Here is a 22,145-nt window from a genome sequence, read left to right as displayed (position 1 = left end):
GTTGGTGGGGTGCACCGGTTTCTCCTGACCCCGCGCTGGTGGGGGATCAACATCTTCGTCGCGCTCGCCATCCCCTTCTGCCTGTTCATGGGGACCTGGCAGCTCGGCCGGTTCGAGGACCGCGTCGGCAGCCACAAGGAGGCGGCGGCCGAGCGTCCCGCCGCCCGCGCGGCCGCCCCGCTGGACTCGCTGCTCCCGGTGGACACGAGGACCTCCGGACAGCTCGCTTCCACGGCCGGGGAGTACGGACAGCAGCTCCTGGTCCCCGAACGGGAACTCGGCGGGAAGCCCGGCTTCTACGTCCTGACCCTGCTGCGCGCCGACTCCGGGAAGACGATCCCCGTGGTCCGGGGCTGGCTGCCGGGGACGGCGGACCCGGCCAAGGCACCGGCCCCGCCGGCCGGGCGGGTCGAGGTGACGGGGGCCCTGCAGGCCTCGGAGAACTCGGGCACCAAGGGCGTGCACGCGCAGGGCGGGCTGCCGCCGGGCCAGCTCGGGGTGATCAGTGCGGCCACCCTGGTCAACCTGGTGCACGATCCGCTGTACGACGCCTGGCTGACGGTGCAGACGCCGGTGGACGGGATGACCCCGGTGCCGGCGAAGGCACCGGCCAACACCGGGCTGGACCTGAAGGCCTTCCAGAACCTCGGCTACACCGGCGAGTGGTTCGTCTTCGTCGTCTTCGTGCTCTTCATGTGGTTCCGGCTCTACCGGCGCGAGGTGGAGACCCTGCGTGACGCGGAGGCGGGGCTTCTGCCCGCCGGCGGCCCGGCCCCGGCGGCGCGGGCGGCCACGGACGCGACCCCCGGCACCGGCCCGGCCACGGAGGCGGCCACGGAACCGCTCACTGAGCCCGCACCGGCGCCGGCTACGGCGCGCCCGGCGGAATGAGACCCGTGCGGTAGACCGTGCCGCCGCAGGCCTCCGGGATGGTGGTCTGGGTGACGGGGGCGCCCGCGCCCGGGGTGTGGGAGACCTCCACCCCGGTGCCCTCGGAGCCGCTCTGCGGGTCCTTGGCCGGCACCGCGTCCGCGCCCGCCGTCTCGCCGGCGCCGGCCGTACCGTCCGCCGTACCGCCCCGCTCGCTGGTGGCGGGCTGCGGCTGGGGCTTGAGCGACGCGCTGGGCGTGGCCGCCGGGCAGGACCGGGCGGAAGGCACCCAGGCGAACCGCACCTCGTAGGCGCTGTTCGGCTGGAGCAGCACGACCGGTGCCTCGGCGGACGGGTCGGGCAGCAGCGCGCTCGCCGGGTCCCCCGCCGTGTGGCCGGTCACCGTCACCGGCGGCGCGGCCGGCTGCGCGGGCGGCGGGCCAGCGGGGGCCACCGAGGCGGCCGTCACGGTGTCCGGGCCGAAGACCGTGCACCCCCGGGCGGAGACGTTGGTGACCTTGAAGCTGCCGTAGACCTTGCCGTCGGTCCCGGGGGGCCGGGCGCTGCCCGACACGCCCAGCTGGTCGGCCGTGCACTCCGGCGCTGCGGGCACGGCCCCCAGCGGCGGCAGCGGGCCGTGGCCGGCGCCGCCGGTGGGGGCGCCCGCTCCGGTGCTGGAGGGACCAGCCACCGCGCCGCCCGAAGGGGATCCGCTCGCCTGCGGGGACGGGCGCCCGGCGCCGGCGTCCCGGCCCTTGCCCGCGGACGCCACCGGCCGGGGCCCGGCCACGTCCTCGGAGTCGTTCTGGCGGGGGCCGGAGAGGTCACCCGGCTTGCCGCCCTGCGACTCCCCGTGCCCGGCCATGGCCGAGTGCCCGGCCGCCGTCCCCTCGTCGGAGCCCAGGTGCAGCGCGGCCGGGACCGCGGTGCCGGCGAGCAGCGCCGCCGCGGCGGTCGCGAGGAGGGCCTGACGTTTGCGGGCCCGGCGGGCGGGCACCGCGTGCCGCAGCCGCTCCAGAGCCCCCTCGGAAGGCTCCAGTCCACAAACGGCCCCGGCCAGCAGGCCGCGCAGCGCCTGCTCGTCGGCCGTGGCCGTCCCGGCGGGGCCGGGCGGGTTCCTGTGGTCGTCCCTCATGACTGCGCGGCCTCCATCGCCACCCTCAGCGCGGCAATGCCCCGCGATCCGTACGCCTTGACCGAGCCGAGCGATATCCCGAGCGTCTCGGCGACCTGGACCTCCGTCATGTCCGCGAAGTAGCGCAGGACGAGCACCTCGCGCTGACGGCGCTGGAGTCCGCGCATCGCCCTGATCAGGTCGTCGCGCTCCAGCTGGTCGTACGCCCCCTCCTCCGCGCTGGCCATGTCCGGCATCGGCTTCGACAGGAGCTTGAGCCCGAGGATGCGGCGGCGCAGCGCGGAGCGCGAGAGGTTCACGACCGTCTGGCGGAGATAGGCCAGGGTCTTGTCGCGGTCCCGCACCCGCTTGCGGGCCGAGTGGACACGGATGAAGGCCTCCTGGACCACGTCCTCGCAGGAGGCGGTGTCGTCGAGGAGGAGCGCGGCCAGGCCCAGGAGGGAGCGGTAGTGGGCCTGGTAGGTCTCGGTGAGGTGGTCGACGGTGGTACCGGCCACGAGCGGCCGTTCGGCGTCGCCGACGGTGCCGGCGTCGGCTCCGGCACCGGGCGCGCCGACGGCTGCGGTGTCGGCGGGTATCAGGGCTTCCGGGGGGAGGGCACCGGGCGTCTGCGGACTCGTGGGGGTGTCGGCGCTATCGCGGGGCGAGGGCACGCGGCCGCCCCGGGTCGGTGGTGCGACGTGTGGCACGCTGGCCGGCGGGACGGGCACGATCACAGGGAAACCGCCGCCGGGCGCGCCTGGGCGCCGCCGCGAGGGAACGATCCCGCTGCGCGCCGGTAGGACGGCCGCGTCCAACAGTGCCTCTGCCACGCCCGTTGGACACGCGTCCCCCCGTCAGGGTTGTACGCGCGAGGCAGAGTCTTCAGCAATTTCCCGATTGCCTTCATGCGTACCCGCTCTTCCCGATTGCCCCATTCATCCAGGCGGCAGTCGGACCATCACCTTGATCAAGGGATCGCCACCGATCCTACAAAGCGAATTACGCGGATTCACCCGCGATCAGTTCCGAGATCTGAGTCGCATTCAATGCCGCGCCCTTGCGCAGATTGTCCGCGCATACGAAGAACTCCAGGGCCCTCGGATCGTCGAGCGAGCTCCTCAGCCGCCCCACCCAGGCCGGATCGGTACCGGCCGCGTCGGCCGGCGTCGGGAACTCCCCCGCCGCCGGATCGTCGACGAGCACCACACCCGGCGCGGCCTCCAGGACTTCCCGGGCGCGCACCGCGGCCACCTCCCGCTCGAAGCGCGCCCGCACCGTCAGGGAGTGCCCGGTCACCACGGGGACCTGTACGCAGGTCACCGCGACCGGCAGCGATTCCAGACCGAGGATGCGCCGGGTCTCCGCCCGTACGGCCAGCTCGTGCGAGGACCAGCCGTCCGCCCGCAGTTCGCCGGACCACGGCACCACGTTCAGCGCGAGCGGTGCCGCGAACGGCCCGGTGTCCTCGCCCACGGCACGGCGTACGTCCCCGGGCAGTTCCCCGAGGGGGCTCCCGGCCACCTGGGTCAGCTGCCTGCGCAGCGCCTCCGCACCGGCCCGCCCCGCCCGGCTCGCGGCCTGGTACGAGGAGACGACCAGCTCGGCCAGCCCGTACTCGGCGTGCAGTGCGCCCACGGCGGCGATCATCGCGGCCGTCACGCAGTCCGGGCCCGCGACGATCCCGCGCGGCCGGTTCCGTACGGCGTGGGCGTTCACCTCGGGCACCACCAGGGGCACCCCGGGGTCCTCCCGGAAGGCCGCGGACTGGTCCACGACGACGGCACCGCGCGCGGTGGCCACGGGGGCCCAGCGCGCCGACACCTCCGCCGGTGCCAGGAACAGCACGACATCGCCGGCGCCGAGGCCCTCGAAGGCGTCCTCGGTGAGGGCGATCACCTCGTTCTCCTCGCCGCGGACGGCCAGCACCCGGCCGGCCGAGCGCGGGGAGGCGATCAGGCGTATGTCACCCCAGACGTCCGCCCGCTGGGACAGGATCTGGAGCAGGATCGATCCGACCGCTCCGGTCGCCCCGACCACGGCGAGCGCCGGGGCCGACCGGTGCGGGCTCATCGTCCGGTGCCTCCGTAGACGACGGCCTCGTCGCTGTCGGAGTCGAGGCCGAAGGCCGTGTGGACGGCGATCACGGCCGCGTTGACGTCGTCCTGGCGGGTGACGACCGAGATGCGGATCTCGGAGGTGGAGATCAGCTCGATGTTGACGCCCGCGTCGGACAGCGCCTGGAAGAAGGAGGCGGTGACGCCCGGGTTGGTCTTCATGCCCGCGCCGACCAGGGAGATCTTGCCGATCTGGTCGTCGTAGCGCAGGGAGTCGAAGCCGATCTGCGCCTTCGCCTTCTCCAGGGCGTCGATGGCCTTGTGGCCCTCGGTCTTGGGGAGGGTGAAGGAGATGTCCGTGAGGCCCGTGGAGGCCGCCGACACGTTCTGGACGATCATGTCGATGTTGATCTCGGCGTCCGCGATGGCGCGGAAGATCGCCGCTGCCTCGCCCGGCTTGTCCGGAACGCCGACGACGGTGATCTTGGCTTCGGAGACGTCATGGGCGACTCCGGAGATGATGGCGTGCTCCACCTGCTCGTCCCCTTGCGACTCGGGCTTCTCGTTGCTGACCCAGGTACCCGGCAGTCCGGAGAAGGACGAACGGACGTGGATCGGAATGTTGTAGCGGCGCGCGTACTCGACGCAGCGGTGCAGGAGCACCTTGGAGCCGGAGGCCGCGAGCTCCAGCATGTCCTCGGAGGAGATCCAGTCGATCTTCCGGGCCTTCTTCACGACGCGGGGGTCCGCGGTGAAGACGCCGTCGACATCGGTGTAGATCTCGCAGACCTCGGCGTCCAGCGCCGCGGCGAGCGCGACGGCGGTGGTGTCCGAACCGCCCCGGCCGAGGGTGGTGATGTCCTTGGAGTCCGCGGAGACGCCCTGGAAGCCGGCGACGATGGCGATGTTGCCCTCGTCCAGCGCGGTGCGGATACGGCCCGGCGTCACATCGATGATGCGCGCTTTGTTGTGGACCGAGTCGGTGATCACGCCTGCCTGGCTGCCGGTGAACGACTGGGCCTCGTGGCCCAGGTTTTTGATCGCCATCGCCAGCAGGGCCATGGAGATCCGCTCTCCGGCGGTCAGCAGCATGTCGAATTCACGCCCGGCAGGCATCGGGGATACCTGCTCGGCGAGATCGATCAGCTCGTCCGTCGTGTCGCCCATCGCGGAAACCACGACGACCACCTGGTGGCCGTTCTTCTTGGCATCCACGATCCGCTTGGCGACGCGCTTGATGCCTTCGGCATCGGCTACGGAGGAGCCTCCGTACTTCTGCACGACAAGGCCCACGTGCGCTCCTCGCTCGGTCCGTCTCATTTGCTGGTGCAGTCTAACGAGCGGCCGGGATCCGACCGCCCCGTACCACATCATGAGATGAAAAGATCAGCGGAACGGTTGCCCCACGGACACCACTAACCGGCCGATACCAGCAGGAACCGACCGGAAACCACCCGGCACGCACTCGCTTACTTGCGGCCCAGCTGGCCGAGCTCCTCGGCCATGACCGCGCCGGCCTGCTCCGCGAGGTCGTCCTCGGTCATGTCCTCGTCCGTGTCCAGGCCGTCCAGGGCGGCGAGCGGCTGGTCGAGGCGAACGTGGGCGATCAGCGACTGGAGGGCGCGCAGCATCGCCGAGGCGGTGGGGCCCCAGTTGGTGAAGTACGAGAACTGCCACCACCACAGAGCCTCGGTCACCCGGCCCTCCTGGAGGTGGATGAGCCCGTGCCGCAGGTCGGCGACCACGTCCGCCAGGTCGTCGGAGATCCGGTGGGCGACCGGGGTCTTGCGCGGCTCGTAGGGGTCGAAGACCTCGGAGTAGACGTCGACCGGCTCCAGCATCAGGGCGAACCGCTCGCGCAGGTCGTCCACGTCCGGCTCCGGGCCCAGGTCGGGCTCGTAGCGCTCCTCGGGGAGGACGTCCTGGTACGCGCCGAGCCGGCCGCCCGCCAGCAGCAGCTGGGACACCTCCAGGAGGAGGAAGGGAACGGCGCTGTCCGGGTCCTCGCCCTTGGCCACCTCGGTGACCGCGACGATGAAGGACTCGATCTGGTCCGCGATCTGGACGGCGAAGTCGTCCGGATCCTGGCCCTGGGCGTGCAGCGTTGCGTCAGACATCGAGAAGTCGCCTTCCTTCAAAGGCCCGCCCGAGCGTGACCTCGTCCGCGTACTCCAGGTCTCCCCCGACGGGGAGCCCGCTGGCCAGGCGGGTGACCTTCAGGCCCATGGGCTTGATCATGCGGGCGAGGTAGGTGGCGGTGGCCTCGCCCTCCAGGTTCGGGTCGGTCGCGAGGATCAGCTCGGTCACCGTCCCGTCCGCCAGTCGCGCCAGCAGCTCACGGATGCGCAGGTCGTCGGGTCCGACGCCCTCGATCGGGCTGATCGCCCCGCCGAGGACGTGGTACTTGCCCCGGAACTCACGGGTCCGCTCGATCGCGACGACGTCCTTCGGCTCCTCCACCACGCAGATGACCGTCGTGTCGCGGCGGGGATCACGGCAGATCCCGCACCGCTCCTCCTGCGCCACGTTCCCGCACACCGCGCAGAACCGGACCTTGTCCTTGACCTCCAGCAGCGCATGCGCCAGGCGCCGCACGTCGGTGGGCTCGGCCTGCAGGATGTGGAAGGCGATCCGCTGCGCGCTCTTGGGCCCGACGCCGGGCAGCCTGCCCAGTTCGTCGATCAGGTCCTGGACCACGCCTTCGTACAACGGACTGCCTTCTTTCGTATCGGGCGGGAGGGGTGTCCGCAGGGGGGCTGCGGGAGGGTGTGCCGGGGCGGCGGGACTAGAACGGCAGGCCGGGGATGCCGCTGCCGCCGCCCAGCGCCTGGGTCAGCGGCCCCAGCTTCTGCTGCTGGAGCGCCTGTGCGTTCTCGTTGGCCGCCTGGACCGCCGCGACCACCAGGTCGGCGAGGGTCTCGGTGTCCTCCGGATCCACGGCCTTCGGATCGATGACGAGGGCGCGCAGTTCACCGGAACCGGTGACGGTCGCCCTCACGAGACCGCCGCCGGCCTGGCCCTCGACCTCTGCCACGGCCAGCTCCTCCTGGGCCGCCGCGAGGTCCTGCTGCATCTTCTGGGCCTGCTGAAGCAGCTGCTGCATGTTGGGCTGGCCACCACCGGGAATCACAGGTACTCACTCCGTACGTCGCAACGGCTGCGGATCGCCTTCGGGGAAGGCTCGGTCAATCCGAGCCTACGTGCTCCCCGGGCGCCGCGCCCTACGCCGGGAGGACCAACTCTTTCGGGTGAGAGGCCGGGCGTGCGCGCACCTGATGAAGCCCTCCTTGCGGGCGGAAAACCGGGGATTCGTCGTCCATCGCGTGTCATTCGAAGGTAGGAAGAGCATGCGCACCATTGCGCACACGCGCACCACACGTCAGCGCAGGCAGAGGGAGTGCCGGGTGAGTCAGCCGGAGATGCAGCCCGAGGGGCCACCCCGGGATCCCGCAGAGGACGGCGACCTCACCGGGCGGCCGTTCCCTCTCGGGGACTGGGGAGAGCCCGCCGAGCGGCTCGACGAGCTCTACCGGCGGGTGGAGGCCGATGCGCTGCGCACGGCCGAGTGGTACCTGTCCGACCGGGCGTGGAAGCGCCGCGGCGCGTGGACGCTGCGGGCGGGTGCGGCCGTCGGCGCCGTCACGGGCGCGGCGATGCCGCTGCTGGAGCTGACGGGCTCCGCCTCGGGCGCGGCCTCGTACGGCTACCTGTCGCTGCTGCTGGCCGCGGCCTGCCTGGCCTGCGACCGGTTCTTCGGGCTGACCTCCGGCTGGATGCGGGACGTGGCGACGGCGCAGGCCGTGCAGCGGCGCCTGCAGACGCTCCAGTTCGACTGGGCCTCGGAGAACGTGCGCGAGGTCCTGGGGCCCACCGAGGGGACCGCCAGTGAGGCCGCCGAGCGGTGCCTGACCGTGCTGCGCCGCTTCTCGGAGGACATCACGGAGCTCGTGCGCTCGGAGACGGCCGACTGGATGGTGGAGTTCCGGGCCGGGTCGGCGCCGCTGCTCATGCAGTCCCTGACCGGGGCGCCCGCCCGCCCGGACCCCGGCATCCCCCCGGCCCGTTTCCCGCTGCCCCCGGGCACCCGCCCCAACATGCCCCGGCAGCGGCCCCCGGAACAGCCCCGCTGAACACGGGGCGCGCCGCTCGCGGGGCGGCGCGCCGTGGGGCGGGTCAGGCGGGTCAGCTGAAGATGATCATCGAGCCTTGGCCCAGGCTGCGGGTCGCCGCCGCGTGCAGGCCCAGCCACACGTGCCGCTCCCGGGCGAAGGGACTCTCGTCGTACGGAACGGGCCCCGCCGGCTCCTCCAGCGAGGTCGGCCCCCCGGGCGGCGCCGGAGCGGCGGGCGGGTTCGCCGGGTCTATCCCGATCGCGGGGGCCACGAAGGCGAGCTCCCGCAGCAGCCCCTGCGCCGAGCCCAGCGGGCCGCCCCCGGCCAGCAGCTCCTCGTTCGCCAGCGGCGCCGTGAAGTCCACCGGGACGTACGCCCCCGCGTGGTCGTAGTGCCACACCAGGTGCGACTGCTGCGCCGTGGCCTCGAACATCTCCAGCAGCTGCTCGTAGTCCCCGCCCAGCTCGTCCACCGGCGTCACCGGCAGCCCGCAGATCTGGAGCAGGTACGCCCGCCGCAGGAAGTGCAGGGCGTCGTAGTCGAAGCCGGCCACCGGGGCCACGTCCCCGCTCAGGCCCGGCATGTACGCGAACACGGGCACCGACGGCAGGCCCGCCTCGCCCAGCGCCTTGTCGTACGAGGCGATCTCTTCCGCGAAGGGGTTGTCGGGGCTGTGGCACAGCACGTCGACAAGAGGGACCAGCCACAGGTCACAGGCCACGCGGGCTCCGATCAGTCGTTGCCGCCGATCGGGCCAGGGTAATGCTCCGGACACGCTCCGCGAAGGGGTGCGCAGGACCCGGCCGGTCGGGCCGGCGGGGTCAGAGGCTCGCGGCCCAGTCCAGCCCGTGCTGGTTGTACGCGCGCACGATGCGCCGTACCTCGTCGGCGTCGGCCAGCGTCACCGCGTCCACCAGCTCGTTGTGCCCGTCCCAGAGCGCGGCCCGCAGCTCCGGGGCCCCCTGGAGGTGGGGCACCGAGAAGACCCAGCACTGAACGCGGATGCGGTGCAGGAAGTCCGATATGTAGGTGTTGCCGACCAGTTCGCTGAGCTCCCGCCAGAAGCGCAGGTCGTAGCCGATCAGCACTTCGAGCGAACCGCTGCGCGCCGCCCGCCGCGCCTCCTCGGCCCGGCGGCGCACGGAGACCAGCGGTTCTCCCGTGCCGAGCGGGGCGCCGCGCTCGACGAGCCGCCGGAAGATCCCGTCGAGGACCAGCGTCCGGGCCTCGATCATCCCCCGGAAGTCGTCAACCGTGTAGACCCGCACCCGGAAGCCCCGGTGCTGCACCGACTCCAGCAGCCCCTGCGCCGAGAGGTCGACCAGCGCCTCGCGCACCGGTGTCGCCGAGACCTCGTACTGCTCGGCGATCTGTTTCACGGTGAACTCGGTCCCCGGCGGGAGACGCCCCGCGAGCACCTCGTCACCCAGCGCGTCCGCGATCTGCTGCCGAAGGGTGTTGCGGGTGACACCTCCGCTCCGGCTGCCTGGCATAGGGGTCCGCTCCTCCATAGATCTTCGGACACCTTAGGCCAGACAGCGCGGCTGAAACCGAGCGGTCTAGGACCGGTATGCGGACATATCGCCCGCCCTCTGGTACCTCACGCCCCGACCGTGTGGCGGTCGGCCACCGTCAGCGCCTCGTCGAGGAGGGCCAGGCCTTCCTTGGCCTCGGCTTCCGTCACGGTGCAGGGCGGGACGACGTGCGTACGGTTCATGTTGACGAAAGGCCACAGCCCGGACGCCTTGCAGGCCGCCGCGAATTCGGCCATGGGGGCGTTGGCGGCACCCGAGGCGTTGTACGGGACGAGCGGCTCGCGCGTCTCCTTGTCGCGTACGAGTTCCAGCGCCCAGAAGACGCCCAGCCCGCGGACCTCCCCGACGGAGGGGTGCCGCTCGGCGAGGTCGGCCAGCCCCGGGGCGATCACCTCGGCGCCGATGCGGGCGGCGTTCGCGACGATGCCCTCCTCCTCCATCGCGTTGATCGTGGCGACGGCGGCGGCGCAGGCCAGGGGGTGGCCGGAGTACGTGAGCCCGCCCGGGTAGGGGCGGGTGGCGAAGGTCTCGGCAATGGCGGCGGAGAGGGCGACGCCGCCGAGCGGCACGTAGCCGCTGTTGACGCCCTTGGCGAAGGTGATCAGGTCGGGGGTGACGTCCCAGTGGTCGACGGCGAACCACGCCCCGGTGCGCCCGAAGCCCGACATGACCTCGTCGAGGATGAAGACGATGCCGTGGCGGTCGCAGAGCTCGCGCACGCCGGCCAGGTAGCCGGGCGGCGGGGTCATGATCCCGGCCGTACCGGGCACCGACTCGAGGATGATCGCGGCCACGCTCTGCGGGCCCTCGAAGGCGATCGTGTCGGCGAGGTGGGCGAGGGCGCGCTCGCACTCCTCGGCCTCGGTGGCGGCATGGAAGGGCGAGCGGTAGAGGTACGGCCCCCAGAAGTGGACGACACCGGCGGAGGCGGTGTCCGAGGGCCAGCGGCGCGGGTCGCCGGTCAGGTTGATCGCGGCGGCGGTGGCCCCGTGGTACGAGCGGTAGGCGGAGAGCACCTTCTGACGGCCGGTGTGCAGCCGGGCCATGCGTACGGCGTTCTCCACGGCCTCGGCGCCGCCGTTGGTGAAGAAGATCTTGTCGAGGTCGCCGGGGGTGCGCTCGGCGATGAGGCGTGCGGCCTCCGAGCGGACGTCCACGGCGAAACCGGGCGCGAGGGTGCAGAGCCTGGCGGCCTGCTCCTGGACGGCCGCGACCACCTTGGGGTGCTGGTGGCCGATGTTGGTGTTGACCAGCTGGGAGGAGAAGTCGAGGTAGCGATTGCCGTCGTAGTCCCAGAAGTACGAGCCCTCGGCGCCGGCGACGGCCAGCGGGTCGATCAGGGACTGGGCGGACCACGAGTGGAAGACGTGAGCGCGGTCGGCGGCCTTGACGGACGCGCCGGTGACATGAGGGGTCATGCGGTCACGCTAGAAGTGCGCAGGTCGGAAGGGATATCGGCGGACTGTATGGGGGTGGGGGGCGGCTCTCGGCAGTCTGTCTGCCGGCACCGCCATTGACAGCACACTCCCAAAATGACAGCCTTCTGTCATACATTTCGTCCTGCGTCCGGAGGCGAGCATGACCGAGACCCCCGCCAAGCCCGTCCACCTCGCGGTCTACGACACCTGGGCGGACTGGGAGACCGGCCACACCACCGCGCACCTCGCCCAGCGCGGCCACGCGATCCGCACCGTCGGCTTCGCCGCCGGCACCCCCGTGACCACGATGGGCGGGGTCCGGATCCTGCCGGACCTGTCCCTCGCCGACCTGCGGCCCGAGGACTCCTCACTGCTGGTCCTGAGCGGCGCCGCGCTCTGGGACACCGGCGACGACCTGGCCCCCTTCGCGGCCAAGGCCCGCGAGTTCCTGGCGGCCGGAGTGCCCGTCGCGGCCATCTGCGGAGCCACGGCGGGCCTCGCGCGGGAAGGCCTGCTGGACGGGCGCCCGCACACCAGCGCGGCCGCGTTCTACCTCGCGGAGCAGCCCGGGTACGGCGGCGCGGGGCAGTACGTGGAGGCCGACGCCGTGACGGCGGGCGACCTGATCACGGCGGGCCCGACCGAACCGGTGGCCTTCGCGCGGGAGGTCTTCGCCCGGCTCGGCGTGTACGAGCCGGACGTGCTCGACGCCTGGTACCGCCTCTTCCACGACTCCGACGCGAGCGCGTTCCCGGTCCTCATGGCCGCCGCGGAGGCGGGCGATGCCTGACCCGCTCTCCGTACCGGCGCGGCAGGACCTCCTCAGCCGCACCGCGCTCGGCGTCTTCCGGCTCAACGGGCAGTTCCTCTCCGTCTCGGAGGAACTGGCCCGCCCGGCCGGACTGACGGCCGCGCGCTGGCAGGTGCTGGGCGCCGTACTGCGGGAGCCCCTGCCGGTCGCCGGCATCGCCCGGGCCATGGGGATCACCCGGCAGAGCGTGCAACGGGTCGCCGACCTGCTGGCGGCCGACGGCCTCGCCGAGTACGTCCAGAACCCGGCCCACCGGCGCGCGAAGCTGCTCCGCCCGACGGAGGCGGGCCGCGCCGCGATCGCCCGCATCGACCCGGGCCACACGGCGCTGGCCAGCCGGCTGACGGCAGCCCTGGGCGAAACCGGCCTCGCCGAAACGGCCGCCGCGCTGGAACGCCTCTCGGCGGCCCTGGCGGCCATCGCCTCGGAGAACCGGGAAGCCTCCTGAGCCCGGGCGGGCGGCCACGTCCACGGCCGCCCGCCCACCACCTCCCTCCCGCCGCCGCCGTCGGCGACTCCGTCATGACGTTGCGGGTCGAGAACCCGGCGTACTCCTGCTCCTGGCGGGCCACCCTGCGCAGTGCCCCGGACCCGGTGGAACTCGACGCCTCCACCGTTACCTCCGGCACCCCACCCACCTGCACCCCGGGCGGCTTGGAGCCGGCTGCTGCTGCTGTCCGACGGAAGCCTGCTCCGCGAGCTGGACGGGGGAGCCAATCCCCCTCTCAGGCATGAAAGGGAGTAGCCGGAAGCCGTTTGTGTCGAAGTCAATAAGCCTGCAAACAGACCTTGTTGCGTACGAGGCGCCCATCGCACACTGCGGCACATGGAGCCCTTGAAGGTAGTGGCACAACTGTGGGAGCGGATCGAGGAACGCGACTGGGACGGCGTGGCCGGGCTCGTCGCCGAGGACGCGGTCATCGAATGGCCGGTCAGCGGCGAGCGGATCGTCGGCAGAACCAACTTCATCGCCGTCCTCAGTGACGAGGCGGACGGCACCGGCGGCACGGACGGCACGGGAGCCACAGGCGGCACCGGCGGCACTGGCGGCACGGGAGGCACCGAGGAGCGGTCCATCGGCTCGGTCGAGGTCCTGCGCATCCTCGCGGACGGAGACCTCGTCGTCACCGAGGTGGAGATACCCGAGGACCACGTCCTCTACCGGGCCGTATCCCTGTGGACGGTGCGCGACGGACAGGTCGTCGGAGCCCGCGAGTACTGGACGAGCCCTGGACAGGACCCTGCGCCCCGCTGGAGAGCCGTTTACGTCGAACCCCTGGTGGCAGACTGAGCCGTGTGCTCACGCCACTCGCCGCGGCCACCGGCGTCCTCGCCCTGCTGACCCTCGTACCCGGCCCCGACATGGCCATCGTGACCCGACGGGCCGTCTCGAGGGGACGGGCCGACGGGCTGCGCACCGTCGGCGGGATCGCCGCCGGGCTGCTGCTGTGGGGCGCCCTCACGGTTGCCGGGCTCGCGGCGCTGCTCGCCGCCTCGGCCGAGGTGTACCTCGTGGTCAAGCTGGCGGGAGCGGCGTACCTCTGCTTCCTCGGCGCGCAGTCCCTGCGCCGCCCGGGCGCCGGGGCCGTCCTGGACGACGCCGCCCCCGAGCCGGGCGGACGCGCCGCGCGCGGCCGCGGCAGTGCCTGGCGCACCGGTCTGGTCAGCAACGCCCTCAACCCGAAGATCGCCGTGTTCTACACCGGTCTGCTGCCCAGCCTCGCGCCGCCGGACCTGAGCCCGGCGGCGGGGATGGCGCTCCTCGTCCTGGTCCACGTACTGCTGACGCTGGTCTGGCTGAGCACGTACGTCTACGTCCTGTCGCGCGCCCGGCGGTTCTTCACGCGGCCGCGCGTCCGCCGGGCGATGGACCGGGTGACGGGCATCGTCCTGATCGGCTTCGGGGTGCGCGTGGCCACGTCCACGGCGTAGCTCCCGGGTAGGGGGCCGGGGCACGGCGGCTATGCCAGCAGGCGGTCGAGCTCCTCGATGATGGCGGCCCTCGTCCCGTCGTGGCGGGGCGCCAGCGCGTGGCGGTCGCCGCGCCAGCACTCCTCGTCCTCGTAGAGCCAGACCGGCATCCGGACGAGGTCCTCGGGCTCCCAGTCGTAGCGGGGCCAGATGTGGGCGTGCAGGTACGGGTCGGTGTTGCCGAGGATCTCGATGTTCACGCGGCGGAAGGCCGGGTCGAGCCGCGCGCAGGCGCGCTCGACGGCCTCGGCGAGCCGCTCCAGGTCGGTGAGGTACGCGATCCGGCGCGCCAAAGCCAGCTCGGAGAGCCGGGTCACGGCGGGGTCGTCGGTCAGCAGCACCGAGTACCCGGGCAGGAACTGCCGGTCCCCGATGACCGCGAACCCGGCGTCGAGGCGGCGCAGGACGGTGGGGTTCTCGCCCCGGTGGGCGCTGCCGATGCGGTCGTGCCGCCAGTCGGTTCCGTTCATTCCGAGACCCTAACCGACCGCGTTGGAGGCCGGTTTGTTCGTCCGCGACCGTGCGGCGTGGGGTGCTGTGTGCCCGTCGCGGTGTTCGTGAACCGGTGGAGAACGGCTGTGGGCTGGCTCTCGGGTAGTGCCGGTCATACCTGAGAGCCACCTCTGAAGGCCGCTCCGCAGCGTGACGCCGACGAGGGGTTCGGATTCCTAACTTCGTTGCCAGAGCGGGCGCCTGCCCGCCCTGGCAACGAAGGACAGGAAGAGGATCCCGACATGAGCACTGGCAGCCGCCTCCGCCGCACCCTGCTCGCCGGTCTCGTCGCCGCGGCCGTCGTGCTCCCCGTGTCCGCCGCCGCGTCCCCGCGGATCCCGGCGCCGGCGCCGGGCGCCGTCCCCGAGTCCGCCACCCTGCAGCGCCGGTACGCGGCCGCCCTCACCGGTATCACCGAGGCGGCGCGGACGGCCGCGGACACGGGCCATGGCGGCCGGGCGTCGAGACTGCGGGCGATGGCGGGGTCCGGAGCGCAGTTCCTCACCTTCGACGGCCGCGGACAGGGCCGCGCGATAGAGGTGTTCGGCGATCTGGGCAGCGCGGACCGGATCGCGGTGCTGGTACCGGGCTCCGATACGAACCTGGACACCTACCAGCGCTTCCGCGAGGGGGCGCTCGTCCTCGAGCGGCGGCTCCGGGCCGAGCATCCGCGCGCGGCGGTGGTGGCCTGGCTGGGTTACGACACGCCGGGCACGGTGAGCACCACCGTGCTGACCGCCGCTCGCGCCGACCGGGCCGCAGCCGAACTGGGGCCGTTCCTCTCCCGGTTGGGGGGCCTGGCGCCGGCCGGCGCCCGTGTCTCCCTGCTCTGCCATTCGTACGGCTCGGTGGTCTGCGGCCGGACCCGTACCGGCCCCGAGGTCACGGACATGGCCCTCTACGGCAGTCCGGGCGCGGGAGCGGCCTCCGCGTCGGATCTGCCGACCACCGCCCGGGTGTGGGCCGGCCGGGGTGCCGGTGACTGGATCGGCGGTGTTCCCCATGTCCGGCTGGGCAGGGTCGGGTTCGGTACCGATCCCGTGGATCCCGCGTTCGGGGCGCGGGTCTTCGCGACGGGCTCCGCCGGGCACAGCGACTACCTCAAGCCCGGCACCGAGTCCCTCGCCGGCCTGGCCCGCATCGTCCTCGGAGCGGAGGCCCCTCATGCGTAGGCTGCACCGCCGCTGGTCGGACCTCGCCGACCGCGTCGAGGGCGCGACGCCGGCCCACCGGGACCGGTCCGTGGACGCCCTGCGGGCCCTGGCGATCCTCGGGGTGGTCCTCGGGCACTGGCTGGTGACCTCGCTGACCAGTACCGACGGGGGTCTGCGCGGGGCGAGTCCGCTGGCCCACATGCCCTGGCTGGCGCCGGTCTCCTGGGTCTTCCAGACCCTGGCCGTATTCTTCCTGGTCGGTGGGCATGTCGCGGCCCAGGGCTACGCGTCGGCGCGGGCGCGCGGAACCACGTACGGGAGCTGGGTCCGCCGGCGCCTGGGCCGGCTGTTCCGTCCGGTGGCGGCGGTGCTCGTGCTGTGGGCCGTCGTGGCGGGAGGGCTGCTGCTGGGCGGCGCGGAGTGGGACACCGTCCGGACCCTGCTCCGGCTGGTGTGGTCGCCTCTGTGGTTCCTGCTGGTGTTCGCCGCACTGACCGCTGCCACCCCGCTGGCGGCCCGGCTCAGCCCACTGTGGCCGGTGGCCGTGGTGGCGGGGGTCGACGTGTGGAGGTTCGGCCTGGGCGGGCCGGAGTGGATCGGCTGGGTCAATGTCGCGGCGGGCTGGCTCGTCCCCTACACCCTGGGCGCCGCCTGGGCCGGGGGCGCGTTCAAGCGGCGCCGTCCGGCCCTGCTGCTGCTGGGCGGGGGCGCGGCCGCCACCGCCGCACTGGTCCTGTGGGGCGGGTATCCGGCGTCGATGGTGGGGGTGCCCGGGGCGGCGGTGTCCAATCTGAACCCTCCGACGCTCGCCGCCGTGGCCTTCGGGCTGGCCCAGTGCGGGCTGGCTCTGCTGGTGCGCGGGCCGCTGGCGCGGGTCATGCGGCTCCGGCCCCGGAGCTGGGCGAAGGTGGCCCTGATGAACCTGTCCGCGATGACCGTGTTCCTCTGGCACCAGACCGCGATGATGTCCGTCACCGCTCTCGGGCTGCTGGTCTCGTCCGACCTGCCGGGCCTGCACACGGTGCCGGGTACGGCGGGCTGGATAGCCGCCCGGCTGCTGTGGCTTCCGGTGTTCGCGGCGGCCCTGGCCGTCTGCTGGGCCGCTTTCCACATCCACGAGCGGCCGCGCGGCCGCCGGGCCCCGCGGACGGTCCGCACCGGGCCGGCGTCGCGGCCCCGCGGCCCCCTGCGGCCGTCCGACCGGGAGGCCGCCCATGCCTAGTCTGGCCCGTGTGACCCAGCGATCCGTCCCGCCCGCCGAGCCGTCCACCGCTGAGGGCGGCGCCCTGCTCCAGGAACTGTTCACCCTGCGGCGGGATCCGCTCCCGAAGATGTCGCGGCCCCGGTGGCTGAGCCGGCTGCCGCAGGTGGTGGTCGTGTACCTGGCCGTCTTCTTCGGCTTCCTGACCAACCAGCAGCTCTTCGACCACTACCACGTCACGGGCGGACCGCCAGTGGTCATGTCCCTCATGACGGGACTGTCGATCGGGCTCGCGCTGTCGCGGCCGGTCGCCGCCTGGTGGCTCGGTCTGATCACGACCGGAGTGATCGCCTACGCGATCCACGATCACGTCGGGCAGGGGCAGACCTGGCCCTGGATGCCGGGCGCCGTGCTCTCCTTCGTCCCGCTGGTCCTGCTGGTCGCCCTGCGGGTACCGGCCCGGGTGACCGGAGCGGTCGTGGCCATCTCCCTGGCCTTCACCGGCCTGGCCGAACTGCTCTTCAGGCCGGAGCGGAGCGCCAGCAGCTTCTTCCTGTCCGGCCTCGCCTTCGGCTTCGCCGGGCTCCTCGGATACGCCCTGCGGGCGACCCGGCTGGCCCGCGGCAGGCTCGTCGCACAGGAGACGCTGACGGAGGAGGAGCGGGCGCGGCGGACGCTGCTGGAGGAGCGCAGCCGGATCGCCCGCGAGCTGCACGACGTGGTCGCCCATCACATGTCGGTGATCTCCATCCAGGCGCAGGTCGCCCCGCACCTGGTGGAGAACCCGTCGGCGGAGCTGAAGGAGAACCTCGCGGGCATCCGGCAGAACGCGCTGGAGGCCCTCACCGAATTGCGCCGTGTCCTCGGAGTGCTGCGCTCCGAGCAGGCCGACGATCCGGCGAACCCGCACCATCCGCAGCCCACCCTCGCCGAGCTCGACGGCCTCGTGGCCAACGTGCGGGGAGCCGGGCTGGAGGTGACCACCGAGATCGCGGGCATACGGCGGCCGCTGGCCCCCGGTGTGGAGCTCACCGCCTACCGGATCGTGCAGGAGGCTCTGAGCAACTGCCTTCGGCACGCCCCCGGTTCCCGGGTGGAGGTGGGCATCGCCTACGGGCCACGCGATCTGCACCTGTGCGTCGCGAACTCCGCCCCGACCCGGCCGTCCCCGCCCTCGCCCGGAGCGGGGCACGGGCTGCTCGGCATGCGGGAGCGGGCGGGCATGCTGGGGGGCGAGCTGGCCGCGGGCCCGCGGCCCGACGGCGGGTACGAGGTGAGCGCCGTCCTCCCGCTGGATCCGCCAGGAGGTTCGCCCTCCGAGACGAAGAAGGACGTATGAGCACTCCGATCAGGGTGATGATCGCCGACGACCAGATGATGGTCAGACAGGGTTTCACCGTCCTGCTGAACGCCGAGACCGACATCGAGGTGGTCGGCCAGGCCGTGGACGGCGCGGACGCCGTGACGAAGGCCGGGGAACTCGCGCCGGACGTGGTCCTGATGGACATCCGCATGCCGGGCATGGGCGGTATCGAGGCCACCTCCGTCATCACGGGGGCACCTGATTCGGCGGTGAAGGTCCTGGTGCTGACCACCTTCGACCTGGACGAGTACGTGTACGAGGCGCTGCGCGCGGGCGCGTCCGGTTTCCTGCTGAAGGACGCTTCCGCCGACCAGCTCGCCGAGGCCGTGCGGGTGGTCGCGGCCGGGGAGGCCCTGCTGTCACCGAACATCACGAGGCGGCTGATCACCGAGTTCTCCCGGCTGGGCGCTCCGCGCGCACCGTCCAGGGCGCGGATCGAGGAGCTGACGGAGCGGGAGACCGAGGTCCTGTCGCTGATCGCCCAGGGCCTGTCCAACGCGGAGATCGCGGCGCATCTCGTGGTGGCCGAGCAGACGGTGAAGACCCATGTGGGCCGGATCCTGTTGAAGCTCGGCCTGCGGGACCGGACCCAGGCCGCGGTGTTCGCCTATGAGACGGGGCTGGTCCGCCCGGCGGGCTACTGAGGGTTCCGTGTAGTACCTGAGGGGGAGGCCGTTATATCCCCTTCAGCGGCGACGCGGTCGAGGGGGGCGGCGGCCTACGGTTTGGACATGACCGAGACGACCACCGGGGTGACCCCCCGGTCCCCCGAATTGCGGCTGGCTTCGGGCCTGATCCAGAGCCTGCGGGACGACCTGCTCACCGATGCCTTCGCCTACCGGCCGCTCCCCCTGATGCGTACGGACGGGCCGCTGGTGCGCCGGCTGCCCCAGGGGATACGCGCCAAGGCGGCCTACCTGCCGCATGCGGTGGTGGTCGCCACGGCGTTCTTCGTGACCGTGCTCGCGAGCACCGACAGCTCGTACGGCGGGCCGCCGCTCCAGTTCCTGTTGCTGGGGCTGCTGGCGGCGGCGCCGGTGCTGATGACCCTGGTGCGGCCCGCGGGCGCGTTCTGGGTGGTGCTGGCCGTGACCACCGCCCTGTCGATGGTCTCCGACCGGACCATGACCTGGCCCTGGTCGCCGAGCACCTTTCTCGCGACCCTGGCCGTCATGACCTTCGTGGCCGTGCGGGTCCGGCCCCGGGCCGCCGGGTGGATGTGGGTCATCACCCTGCTGTACGGGACGGTCCTGCCGGTCCTGGTGGGCGACTGGGACGGCACCACGGTCGCGCCGATGGCCTTCTTCTCGGCGGTGGCCCTGCTGGCGGTGACGGTCCGCAACACCCGCAAGGAGGCGCGGCGGGCGGTCATCGCCCAGCAGGAGGAGACGGCCGTGGAGCGGGACCGGCGGACCCTGCTCGAGGAGCGGACGACCATCGCGCGGGAGCTGCACGACGTGGTCGCGCACCACATGTCGGTGGTGGCGATCCAGGCCGAGGCGGCCCCGTACCGGGTGAAGAATCCGCCGCCGGAGCTGGAGGCGGCCTTCGTCACCATCCGGGAGAACGCGGTGGCGGCGCTGACGGAGCTGCGCCGGGTGCTGGGTGTGGTGCGGTCCGCGGACTACGAGGCGCCGGACGCCCCGCAGCCGACGCTGGCCTCCCTGGACGGGCTGCTGGCCAATGTGCGGGAGGCGGGGCTGCGGGTGGACAAGACCGTCACGGGTGCGGTGCGCGAGCTGCCGCAGGGCGTGGAGCTGTCGGCGTACAGGATCATCCAGGAGGCCCTGAGCAACAGCCTGCGGCACGCTCCGGGTGCCGTGGCCGGGGTGGAGGTGTCGTACGTACTGGGCGGCCTGGGGATACGGGTCGTCAACGGCCCGGCGTCCGGTGACGTCCGGCCTTCGCCGGGAGCCGGGCACGGCATCACCGGGATGCGGGAGCGGGTGGCGATGCTGGAGGGGGAGATGACGGCCGGGGAGACCGCGGCGGGCGGGTACGAGGTGGCCGTCTTCATACCGGTGCGCAGCCGGCCCCAGTCCGAGGAGGAGCCGGCATGACGATCCGGGTGCTGATCGTCGACGACCAGATGATGGTCCGTGAGGGTTTCTCCGTCCTGCTGAACGCGATGGAGGGCATCGAGGTCGTCGGAGAGGCCGTCGACGGCAGGCAGGCCATCGCGCAGGTGGCGGCCCTGCGGCCGGACGTGGTGCTGATGGACATCCGGATGCCGGAGTTGAACGGTCTGGAGGCGACACGGCAGATCGTGGCGGCGGACTCGGACGCGAAGGTGCTGGTCCTGACGACCTTCGACCTCGACGAGTACGTGTACCAGGCGCTGCGGGCGGGGGCGTCCGGGTTCCTGCTGAAGGACGCCTCCGCCCGGCAGCTGGCGGAGGGGGTGCGGGTGGTGGCGGCGGGGGAGGCACTGCTGGCCCCGTCGGTGACGAAGCGGCTGATCTCGGAGTTCTCGAAGCTTTCGGAGGTGCGGAGGACGGCGGATCCGTCGGGGGTCACTGAGTTGACGGAGCGGGAGACGGAGGTGCTGGTGCTGATCGCACAGGGTCTGTCCAATGGGGAGATAGCGGACCGGCTGCTGGTCGCGGAGTCCACGATCAAGACGCATGTGAGCCGGATCCTGGTGAAGCTGGGGCTGCGGGACCGGACCCAGGCCGCGGTGTACGCCTACGAGACCCGGTTGGTGACGCCCGCTTAGCGAGGGGCAGCGCTTAGGCTGCGGGGATGGCTTTTGATCCGTGGGATGCCGCCTTCGTCGCCGATCCGTACCCCGCCTACCGGGAGTTGCGGGAGCAGGGGCGGGCGGTGTGGTGCGAGGCGACGGGTCAGTGGCTGGTGCCGCACTACGCCGATGTGAGCGCCCTGCTGCGGGATCGGCGGCTGGGGAGGACGTACCTCCACCGGTTCAGCCATGAGGAGTTCGGGCGTGAGGCTCCGCCGCCGGAGCACGAACCGTTCCACGTGCTCAACGGGAACGGCCTGCTGGACCTGGAGGATCCCGCGCACGCCCGGGTGCGGCGGCTGGTGTCGAAGGCGTTCACCCCGCGCAGGGTGGAGCAGCTGGCACCGTCGGTCGAGCGGCTGGCCCGGGAACTGGTGGACGGGCTGCGGGACGCCGGAGGCGGGGACCTGCTCACGGCCGTCGCCGAGCCGCTGCCGGTGGCGGTGATCGCGGAGCTGCTCGGGGTCCCGGAGGCGGACAGGGGGCTGCTGAGACCCTGGTCGGCGGACATCTGCGGGATGTTCGAGCTGCGGCCCGACGCGGAGACCGCGCGGCGGGCGGTGACGGCGAGCGTGGAGTTCAGCGCGTACCTGCGGGAGCTGATCGCCGAGCGCCGCAAGGAGCCCGGCGCGGATTTGATCTCCGGGCTGATCGCCGCCCACGATGAGGAGGGCCGGCTCAGCGAGCAGGAGATGATCTCGACCTGTGTCCTCCTGCTGAACGCCGGGCACGAGGCGACCGTGAACACCACGGTGAACGGCTGGTGGGCCCTGTTCCGCAATCCCGAGCAGCTTTCCGCGCTGCGTGCGCGCCCCGGAGCGGCGGGCGCGGAAAAGTTGTCCACAGCTGTGGATGAACTGATGCGCTACGACACGCCCCTCCAGATGTTCGAGCGCTGGGTGCTCGACGACATCGAGGTCGGGGACACCGTCATCCCCCGCGGAGCCGAGGTGGCGCTGCTCTTCGGGTCCGCGAACCGGGATCCGGCGCGCTTCGGGGACCCGGACGCGCTCGACCTGGAGCGGTCCGACAATCCGCACCTGTCCTTCGGTGCCGGGATCCACTACTGCCTGGGCGCGCCCCTGGCCCGGCTGGAGCTGGCGGCCTCCTTCGGGGCGCTGCTCGACGCGGACGGCCCGCCGATGCGGCTCGTGCGGGAGCCGCGATGGCAGGACGGCTATGTGATCCGGGGCCTGCGGGAGCTGCTGGTGGAGTTCTAGGACCGCCTGCCGGGGCAGCGCGGAGCCCGGCCGCGCCGGGAGGGGCGCCCACCGGGTGCGCTCCGCCGCGGCCCGGCCGTACGCCGC

At 72.6% G+C, this 22,145-nt stretch carries 24 protein-coding genes; 13 read left to right on the top strand and 11 right to left on the bottom strand.

All coding sequences use genetic code 11. The features are described from left to right. Positions 1-9: 9 nt before the first annotated feature. Positions 10-891 carry an SURF1 family protein gene (locus ACFY7H_RS05500; protein WP_388933417.1) on the top strand — a complete coding sequence of 294 codons (882 nt, stop codon included), beginning with the start codon at positions 10-12 and terminating at the stop codon, positions 889-891. Here the strand turns inward: ACFY7H_RS05500 and ACFY7H_RS05495 are convergent. The 7 genes from ACFY7H_RS05495 to ACFY7H_RS05465 all read right to left on the bottom strand — a co-directional run bounded on the left by ACFY7H_RS05495 (position 869) and on the right by ACFY7H_RS05465 (position 7,171). Further along, positions 869-2,005, bottom strand: a complete 1,137-nt coding sequence (locus tag ACFY7H_RS05495) for a hypothetical protein (RefSeq protein WP_388933415.1) — start codon at positions 2,003-2,005, stop codon at positions 869-871. The genes ACFY7H_RS05500 and ACFY7H_RS05495 overlap by 23 nt on opposite strands. Further along, the gene (locus ACFY7H_RS05490; RefSeq protein ID WP_388933413.1) at positions 2,002-2,721 is read right to left on the bottom strand and encodes a SigE family RNA polymerase sigma factor; all 720 of its coding nucleotides are present in this window, start codon (positions 2,719-2,721) and stop codon (positions 2,002-2,004) included. Before ACFY7H_RS05490 ends, ACFY7H_RS05495 begins: the two co-directional genes overlap by 4 nt. A gap of 265 nt (positions 2,722-2,986) precedes the next feature. Next, positions 2,987-4,057, bottom strand: a complete 1,071-nt coding sequence (locus ACFY7H_RS05485) for an aspartate-semialdehyde dehydrogenase (protein ID WP_388933410.1) — start codon at positions 4,055-4,057, stop codon at positions 2,987-2,989. Next, complete coding sequence (locus ACFY7H_RS05480) at positions 4,054-5,334, bottom strand: aspartate kinase (protein ID WP_007264986.1); 1,281 nt, start codon at positions 5,332-5,334, stop codon at positions 4,054-4,056. Before ACFY7H_RS05480 ends, ACFY7H_RS05485 begins: the two co-directional genes overlap by 4 nt. A 176-nt stretch (positions 5,335-5,510) precedes the next feature. Further along, positions 5,511-6,158 carry a DUF5063 domain-containing protein gene (locus ACFY7H_RS05475; RefSeq protein ID WP_388933407.1) on the bottom strand — a complete coding sequence of 216 codons (648 nt, stop codon included), beginning with the start codon at positions 6,156-6,158 and terminating at the stop codon, positions 5,511-5,513. Continuing rightward, a complete protein-coding gene (gene recR / locus ACFY7H_RS05470; protein ID WP_363057095.1) occupies positions 6,151-6,750 on the bottom strand; it encodes a recombination mediator RecR in 600 nt (199 codons plus the stop codon). The genes ACFY7H_RS05475 and recR overlap by 8 nt, the downstream gene beginning before the upstream one ends. A 76-nt stretch (positions 6,751-6,826) precedes the next feature. Then, positions 6,827-7,171 carry a YbaB/EbfC family nucleoid-associated protein gene (locus tag ACFY7H_RS05465; protein WP_388933403.1) on the bottom strand — a complete coding sequence of 115 codons (345 nt, stop codon included), beginning with the start codon at positions 7,169-7,171 and terminating at the stop codon, positions 6,827-6,829. 274 nt (positions 7,172-7,445) lie between these two features. Here ACFY7H_RS05465 and ACFY7H_RS05460 point away from each other — a divergent pair, with 274 nt between their 5' ends. Then, positions 7,446-8,171 carry an SLATT domain-containing protein gene (locus tag ACFY7H_RS05460; RefSeq protein WP_388933402.1) on the top strand — a complete coding sequence of 242 codons (726 nt, stop codon included), beginning with the start codon at positions 7,446-7,448 and terminating at the stop codon, positions 8,169-8,171. Positions 8,172-8,223: 52 nt separating this feature from the next. Here the strand turns inward: ACFY7H_RS05460 and ACFY7H_RS05455 are convergent, their stop codons facing one another. From ACFY7H_RS05455 to ACFY7H_RS05445, 3 genes are all read right to left on the bottom strand, one after another. After that, positions 8,224-8,874: a hypothetical protein gene (locus tag ACFY7H_RS05455; RefSeq protein WP_388933400.1), complete on the bottom strand. Its 651-nt coding sequence runs from the start codon at positions 8,872-8,874 to the stop codon at positions 8,224-8,226. Positions 8,875-8,974: 100 nt separating this feature from the next. Continuing rightward, a complete protein-coding gene (locus ACFY7H_RS05450; RefSeq protein ID WP_388933397.1) occupies positions 8,975-9,646 on the bottom strand; it encodes a GntR family transcriptional regulator in 672 nt (223 codons plus the stop codon). Positions 9,647-9,753: 107 nt separating this feature from the next. Next, positions 9,754-11,106 (bottom strand): aspartate aminotransferase family protein, encoded by a 1,353-nt coding sequence (locus ACFY7H_RS05445; RefSeq protein WP_388933394.1) that lies wholly within the window; start codon positions 11,104-11,106, stop codon positions 9,754-9,756. 160 nt (positions 11,107-11,266) lie between these two features. On the opposite strand from ACFY7H_RS05445, the gene ACFY7H_RS05440 reads away from it, so the two are divergent. From ACFY7H_RS05440 to ACFY7H_RS05425, 4 genes are all read left to right on the top strand, one after another. Continuing rightward, positions 11,267-11,896: a DJ-1/PfpI family protein gene (locus ACFY7H_RS05440; protein ID WP_388933391.1), complete on the top strand. Its 630-nt coding sequence runs from the start codon at positions 11,267-11,269 to the stop codon at positions 11,894-11,896. Next, entirely contained in the window at positions 11,889-12,365 is a 477-nt protein-coding gene (locus ACFY7H_RS05435; RefSeq protein WP_388933389.1) for a MarR family winged helix-turn-helix transcriptional regulator, read from the top strand. Before ACFY7H_RS05440 ends, ACFY7H_RS05435 begins: the two co-directional genes overlap by 8 nt. 378 nt (positions 12,366-12,743) lie before the next feature. Then, a complete protein-coding gene (locus tag ACFY7H_RS05430) occupies positions 12,744-13,208 on the top strand; it encodes a nuclear transport factor 2 family protein (RefSeq protein ID WP_388933386.1) in 465 nt (154 codons plus the stop codon). Positions 13,209-13,213: 5 nt separating this feature from the next. Then, positions 13,214-13,849 (top strand): LysE family translocator, encoded by a 636-nt coding sequence (locus ACFY7H_RS05425; RefSeq protein ID WP_388933383.1) that lies wholly within the window; start codon positions 13,214-13,216, stop codon positions 13,847-13,849. Positions 13,850-13,878: 29 nt separating this feature from the next. Here ACFY7H_RS05425 and ACFY7H_RS05420 read toward each other — a convergent pair whose 3' ends face one another. After that, on the bottom strand, positions 13,879-14,358 hold the full coding sequence (locus tag ACFY7H_RS05420; protein ID WP_388933380.1) for an HIT family protein: 480 nt from the start codon (positions 14,356-14,358) through the stop codon (positions 13,879-13,881). A 264-nt stretch (positions 14,359-14,622) separates the two neighbouring features. Here ACFY7H_RS05420 and ACFY7H_RS05415 point away from each other — a divergent pair, with 264 nt between their 5' ends. The 7 genes from ACFY7H_RS05415 (at position 14,623) to ACFY7H_RS05385 (ending at position 22,058) form a co-directional block, all read left to right on the top strand. Beyond that, positions 14,623-15,552, top strand: a complete 930-nt coding sequence (locus tag ACFY7H_RS05415; RefSeq protein ID WP_388933378.1) for an alpha/beta hydrolase — start codon at positions 14,623-14,625, stop codon at positions 15,550-15,552. Then, entirely contained in the window at positions 15,545-16,756 is a 1,212-nt protein-coding gene (locus ACFY7H_RS05410) for an acyltransferase (RefSeq protein WP_388933375.1), read from the top strand. The genes ACFY7H_RS05415 and ACFY7H_RS05410 overlap by 8 nt, the downstream gene beginning before the upstream one ends. 10 nt (positions 16,757-16,766) lie before the next feature. Beyond that, positions 16,767-18,074, top strand: coding sequence for a sensor histidine kinase (locus ACFY7H_RS05405; RefSeq protein ID WP_388933372.1), 1,308 nt, complete (start codon positions 16,767-16,769; stop codon positions 18,072-18,074). Further along, positions 18,071-18,742 (top strand): response regulator, encoded by a 672-nt coding sequence (locus ACFY7H_RS05400; RefSeq protein WP_388933370.1) that lies wholly within the window; start codon positions 18,071-18,073, stop codon positions 18,740-18,742. The genes ACFY7H_RS05405 and ACFY7H_RS05400 overlap by 4 nt, the downstream gene beginning before the upstream one ends. Positions 18,743-18,829: 87 nt before the next feature. Beyond that, the gene (locus ACFY7H_RS05395; protein WP_388933366.1) at positions 18,830-20,158 is read left to right on the top strand and encodes a sensor histidine kinase; all 1,329 of its coding nucleotides are present in this window, start codon (positions 18,830-18,832) and stop codon (positions 20,156-20,158) included. Further along, positions 20,155-20,814 (top strand): response regulator, encoded by a 660-nt coding sequence (locus tag ACFY7H_RS05390; protein WP_388933363.1) that lies wholly within the window; start codon positions 20,155-20,157, stop codon positions 20,812-20,814. Before ACFY7H_RS05395 ends, ACFY7H_RS05390 begins: the two co-directional genes overlap by 4 nt. Positions 20,815-20,840: 26 nt before the next feature. After that, entirely contained in the window at positions 20,841-22,058 is a 1,218-nt protein-coding gene (locus tag ACFY7H_RS05385) for a cytochrome P450 (protein WP_388933361.1), read from the top strand. Positions 22,059-22,145 lie beyond the last annotated feature (87 nt).

Origin of the sequence: Streptomyces sp. NPDC012794, from assembly GCF_042901085.1 — a bacterium.
Lineage (GTDB): Bacteria > Actinomycetota > Actinomycetes > Streptomycetales > Streptomycetaceae > Streptomyces.
The sequence above is the reverse complement of the archived record's forward strand: the minus strand, read 5'-3'. Positions and strand labels throughout refer to the sequence as shown.

What these genes read in the sequence shown, in the direction of transcription:
- ACFY7H_RS05495 (WP_388933415.1), bottom strand. Translation starts at nt 2,005, where the DNA reads ATGAGGGACGACCACAGGAACCCGCCCGGCCCCGCCGGGACGGCCACG.
- ACFY7H_RS05485 (WP_388933410.1), bottom strand. Translation starts at nt 4,057, where the DNA reads ATGAGCCCGCACCGGTCGGCCCCGGCGCTCGCCGTGGTCGGGGCGACC.
- ACFY7H_RS05475 (WP_388933407.1), bottom strand. Translation starts at nt 6,158, where the DNA reads ATGTCTGACGCAACGCTGCACGCCCAGGGCCAGGATCCGGACGACTTC.
- ACFY7H_RS05450 (WP_388933397.1), bottom strand. Translation starts at nt 9,646, where the DNA reads ATGCCAGGCAGCCGGAGCGGAGGTGTCACCCGCAACACCCTTCGGCAG.
- ACFY7H_RS05445 (WP_388933394.1), bottom strand. Translation starts at nt 11,106, where the DNA reads ATGACCCCTCATGTCACCGGCGCGTCCGTCAAGGCCGCCGACCGCGCT.
- ACFY7H_RS05440 (WP_388933391.1), top strand. Translation starts at nt 11,267, where the DNA reads ATGACCGAGACCCCCGCCAAGCCCGTCCACCTCGCGGTCTACGACACC.
- ACFY7H_RS05435 (WP_388933389.1), top strand. Translation starts at nt 11,889, where the DNA reads ATGCCTGACCCGCTCTCCGTACCGGCGCGGCAGGACCTCCTCAGCCGC.
- ACFY7H_RS05430 (WP_388933386.1), top strand. Translation starts at nt 12,744, where the DNA reads ATGGAGCCCTTGAAGGTAGTGGCACAACTGTGGGAGCGGATCGAGGAA.
- ACFY7H_RS05420 (WP_388933380.1), bottom strand. Translation starts at nt 14,358, where the DNA reads ATGAACGGAACCGACTGGCGGCACGACCGCATCGGCAGCGCCCACCGG.
- ACFY7H_RS05415 (WP_388933378.1), top strand. Translation starts at nt 14,623, where the DNA reads ATGAGCACTGGCAGCCGCCTCCGCCGCACCCTGCTCGCCGGTCTCGTC.
- ACFY7H_RS05410 (WP_388933375.1), top strand. Translation starts at nt 15,545, where the DNA reads ATGCGTAGGCTGCACCGCCGCTGGTCGGACCTCGCCGACCGCGTCGAG.
- ACFY7H_RS05400 (WP_388933370.1), top strand. Translation starts at nt 18,071, where the DNA reads ATGAGCACTCCGATCAGGGTGATGATCGCCGACGACCAGATGATGGTC.
- ACFY7H_RS05395 (WP_388933366.1), top strand. Translation starts at nt 18,830, where the DNA reads ATGACCGAGACGACCACCGGGGTGACCCCCCGGTCCCCCGAATTGCGG.
- ACFY7H_RS05390 (WP_388933363.1), top strand. Translation starts at nt 20,155, where the DNA reads ATGACGATCCGGGTGCTGATCGTCGACGACCAGATGATGGTCCGTGAG.
- ACFY7H_RS05385 (WP_388933361.1), top strand. Translation starts at nt 20,841, where the DNA reads ATGGCTTTTGATCCGTGGGATGCCGCCTTCGTCGCCGATCCGTACCCC.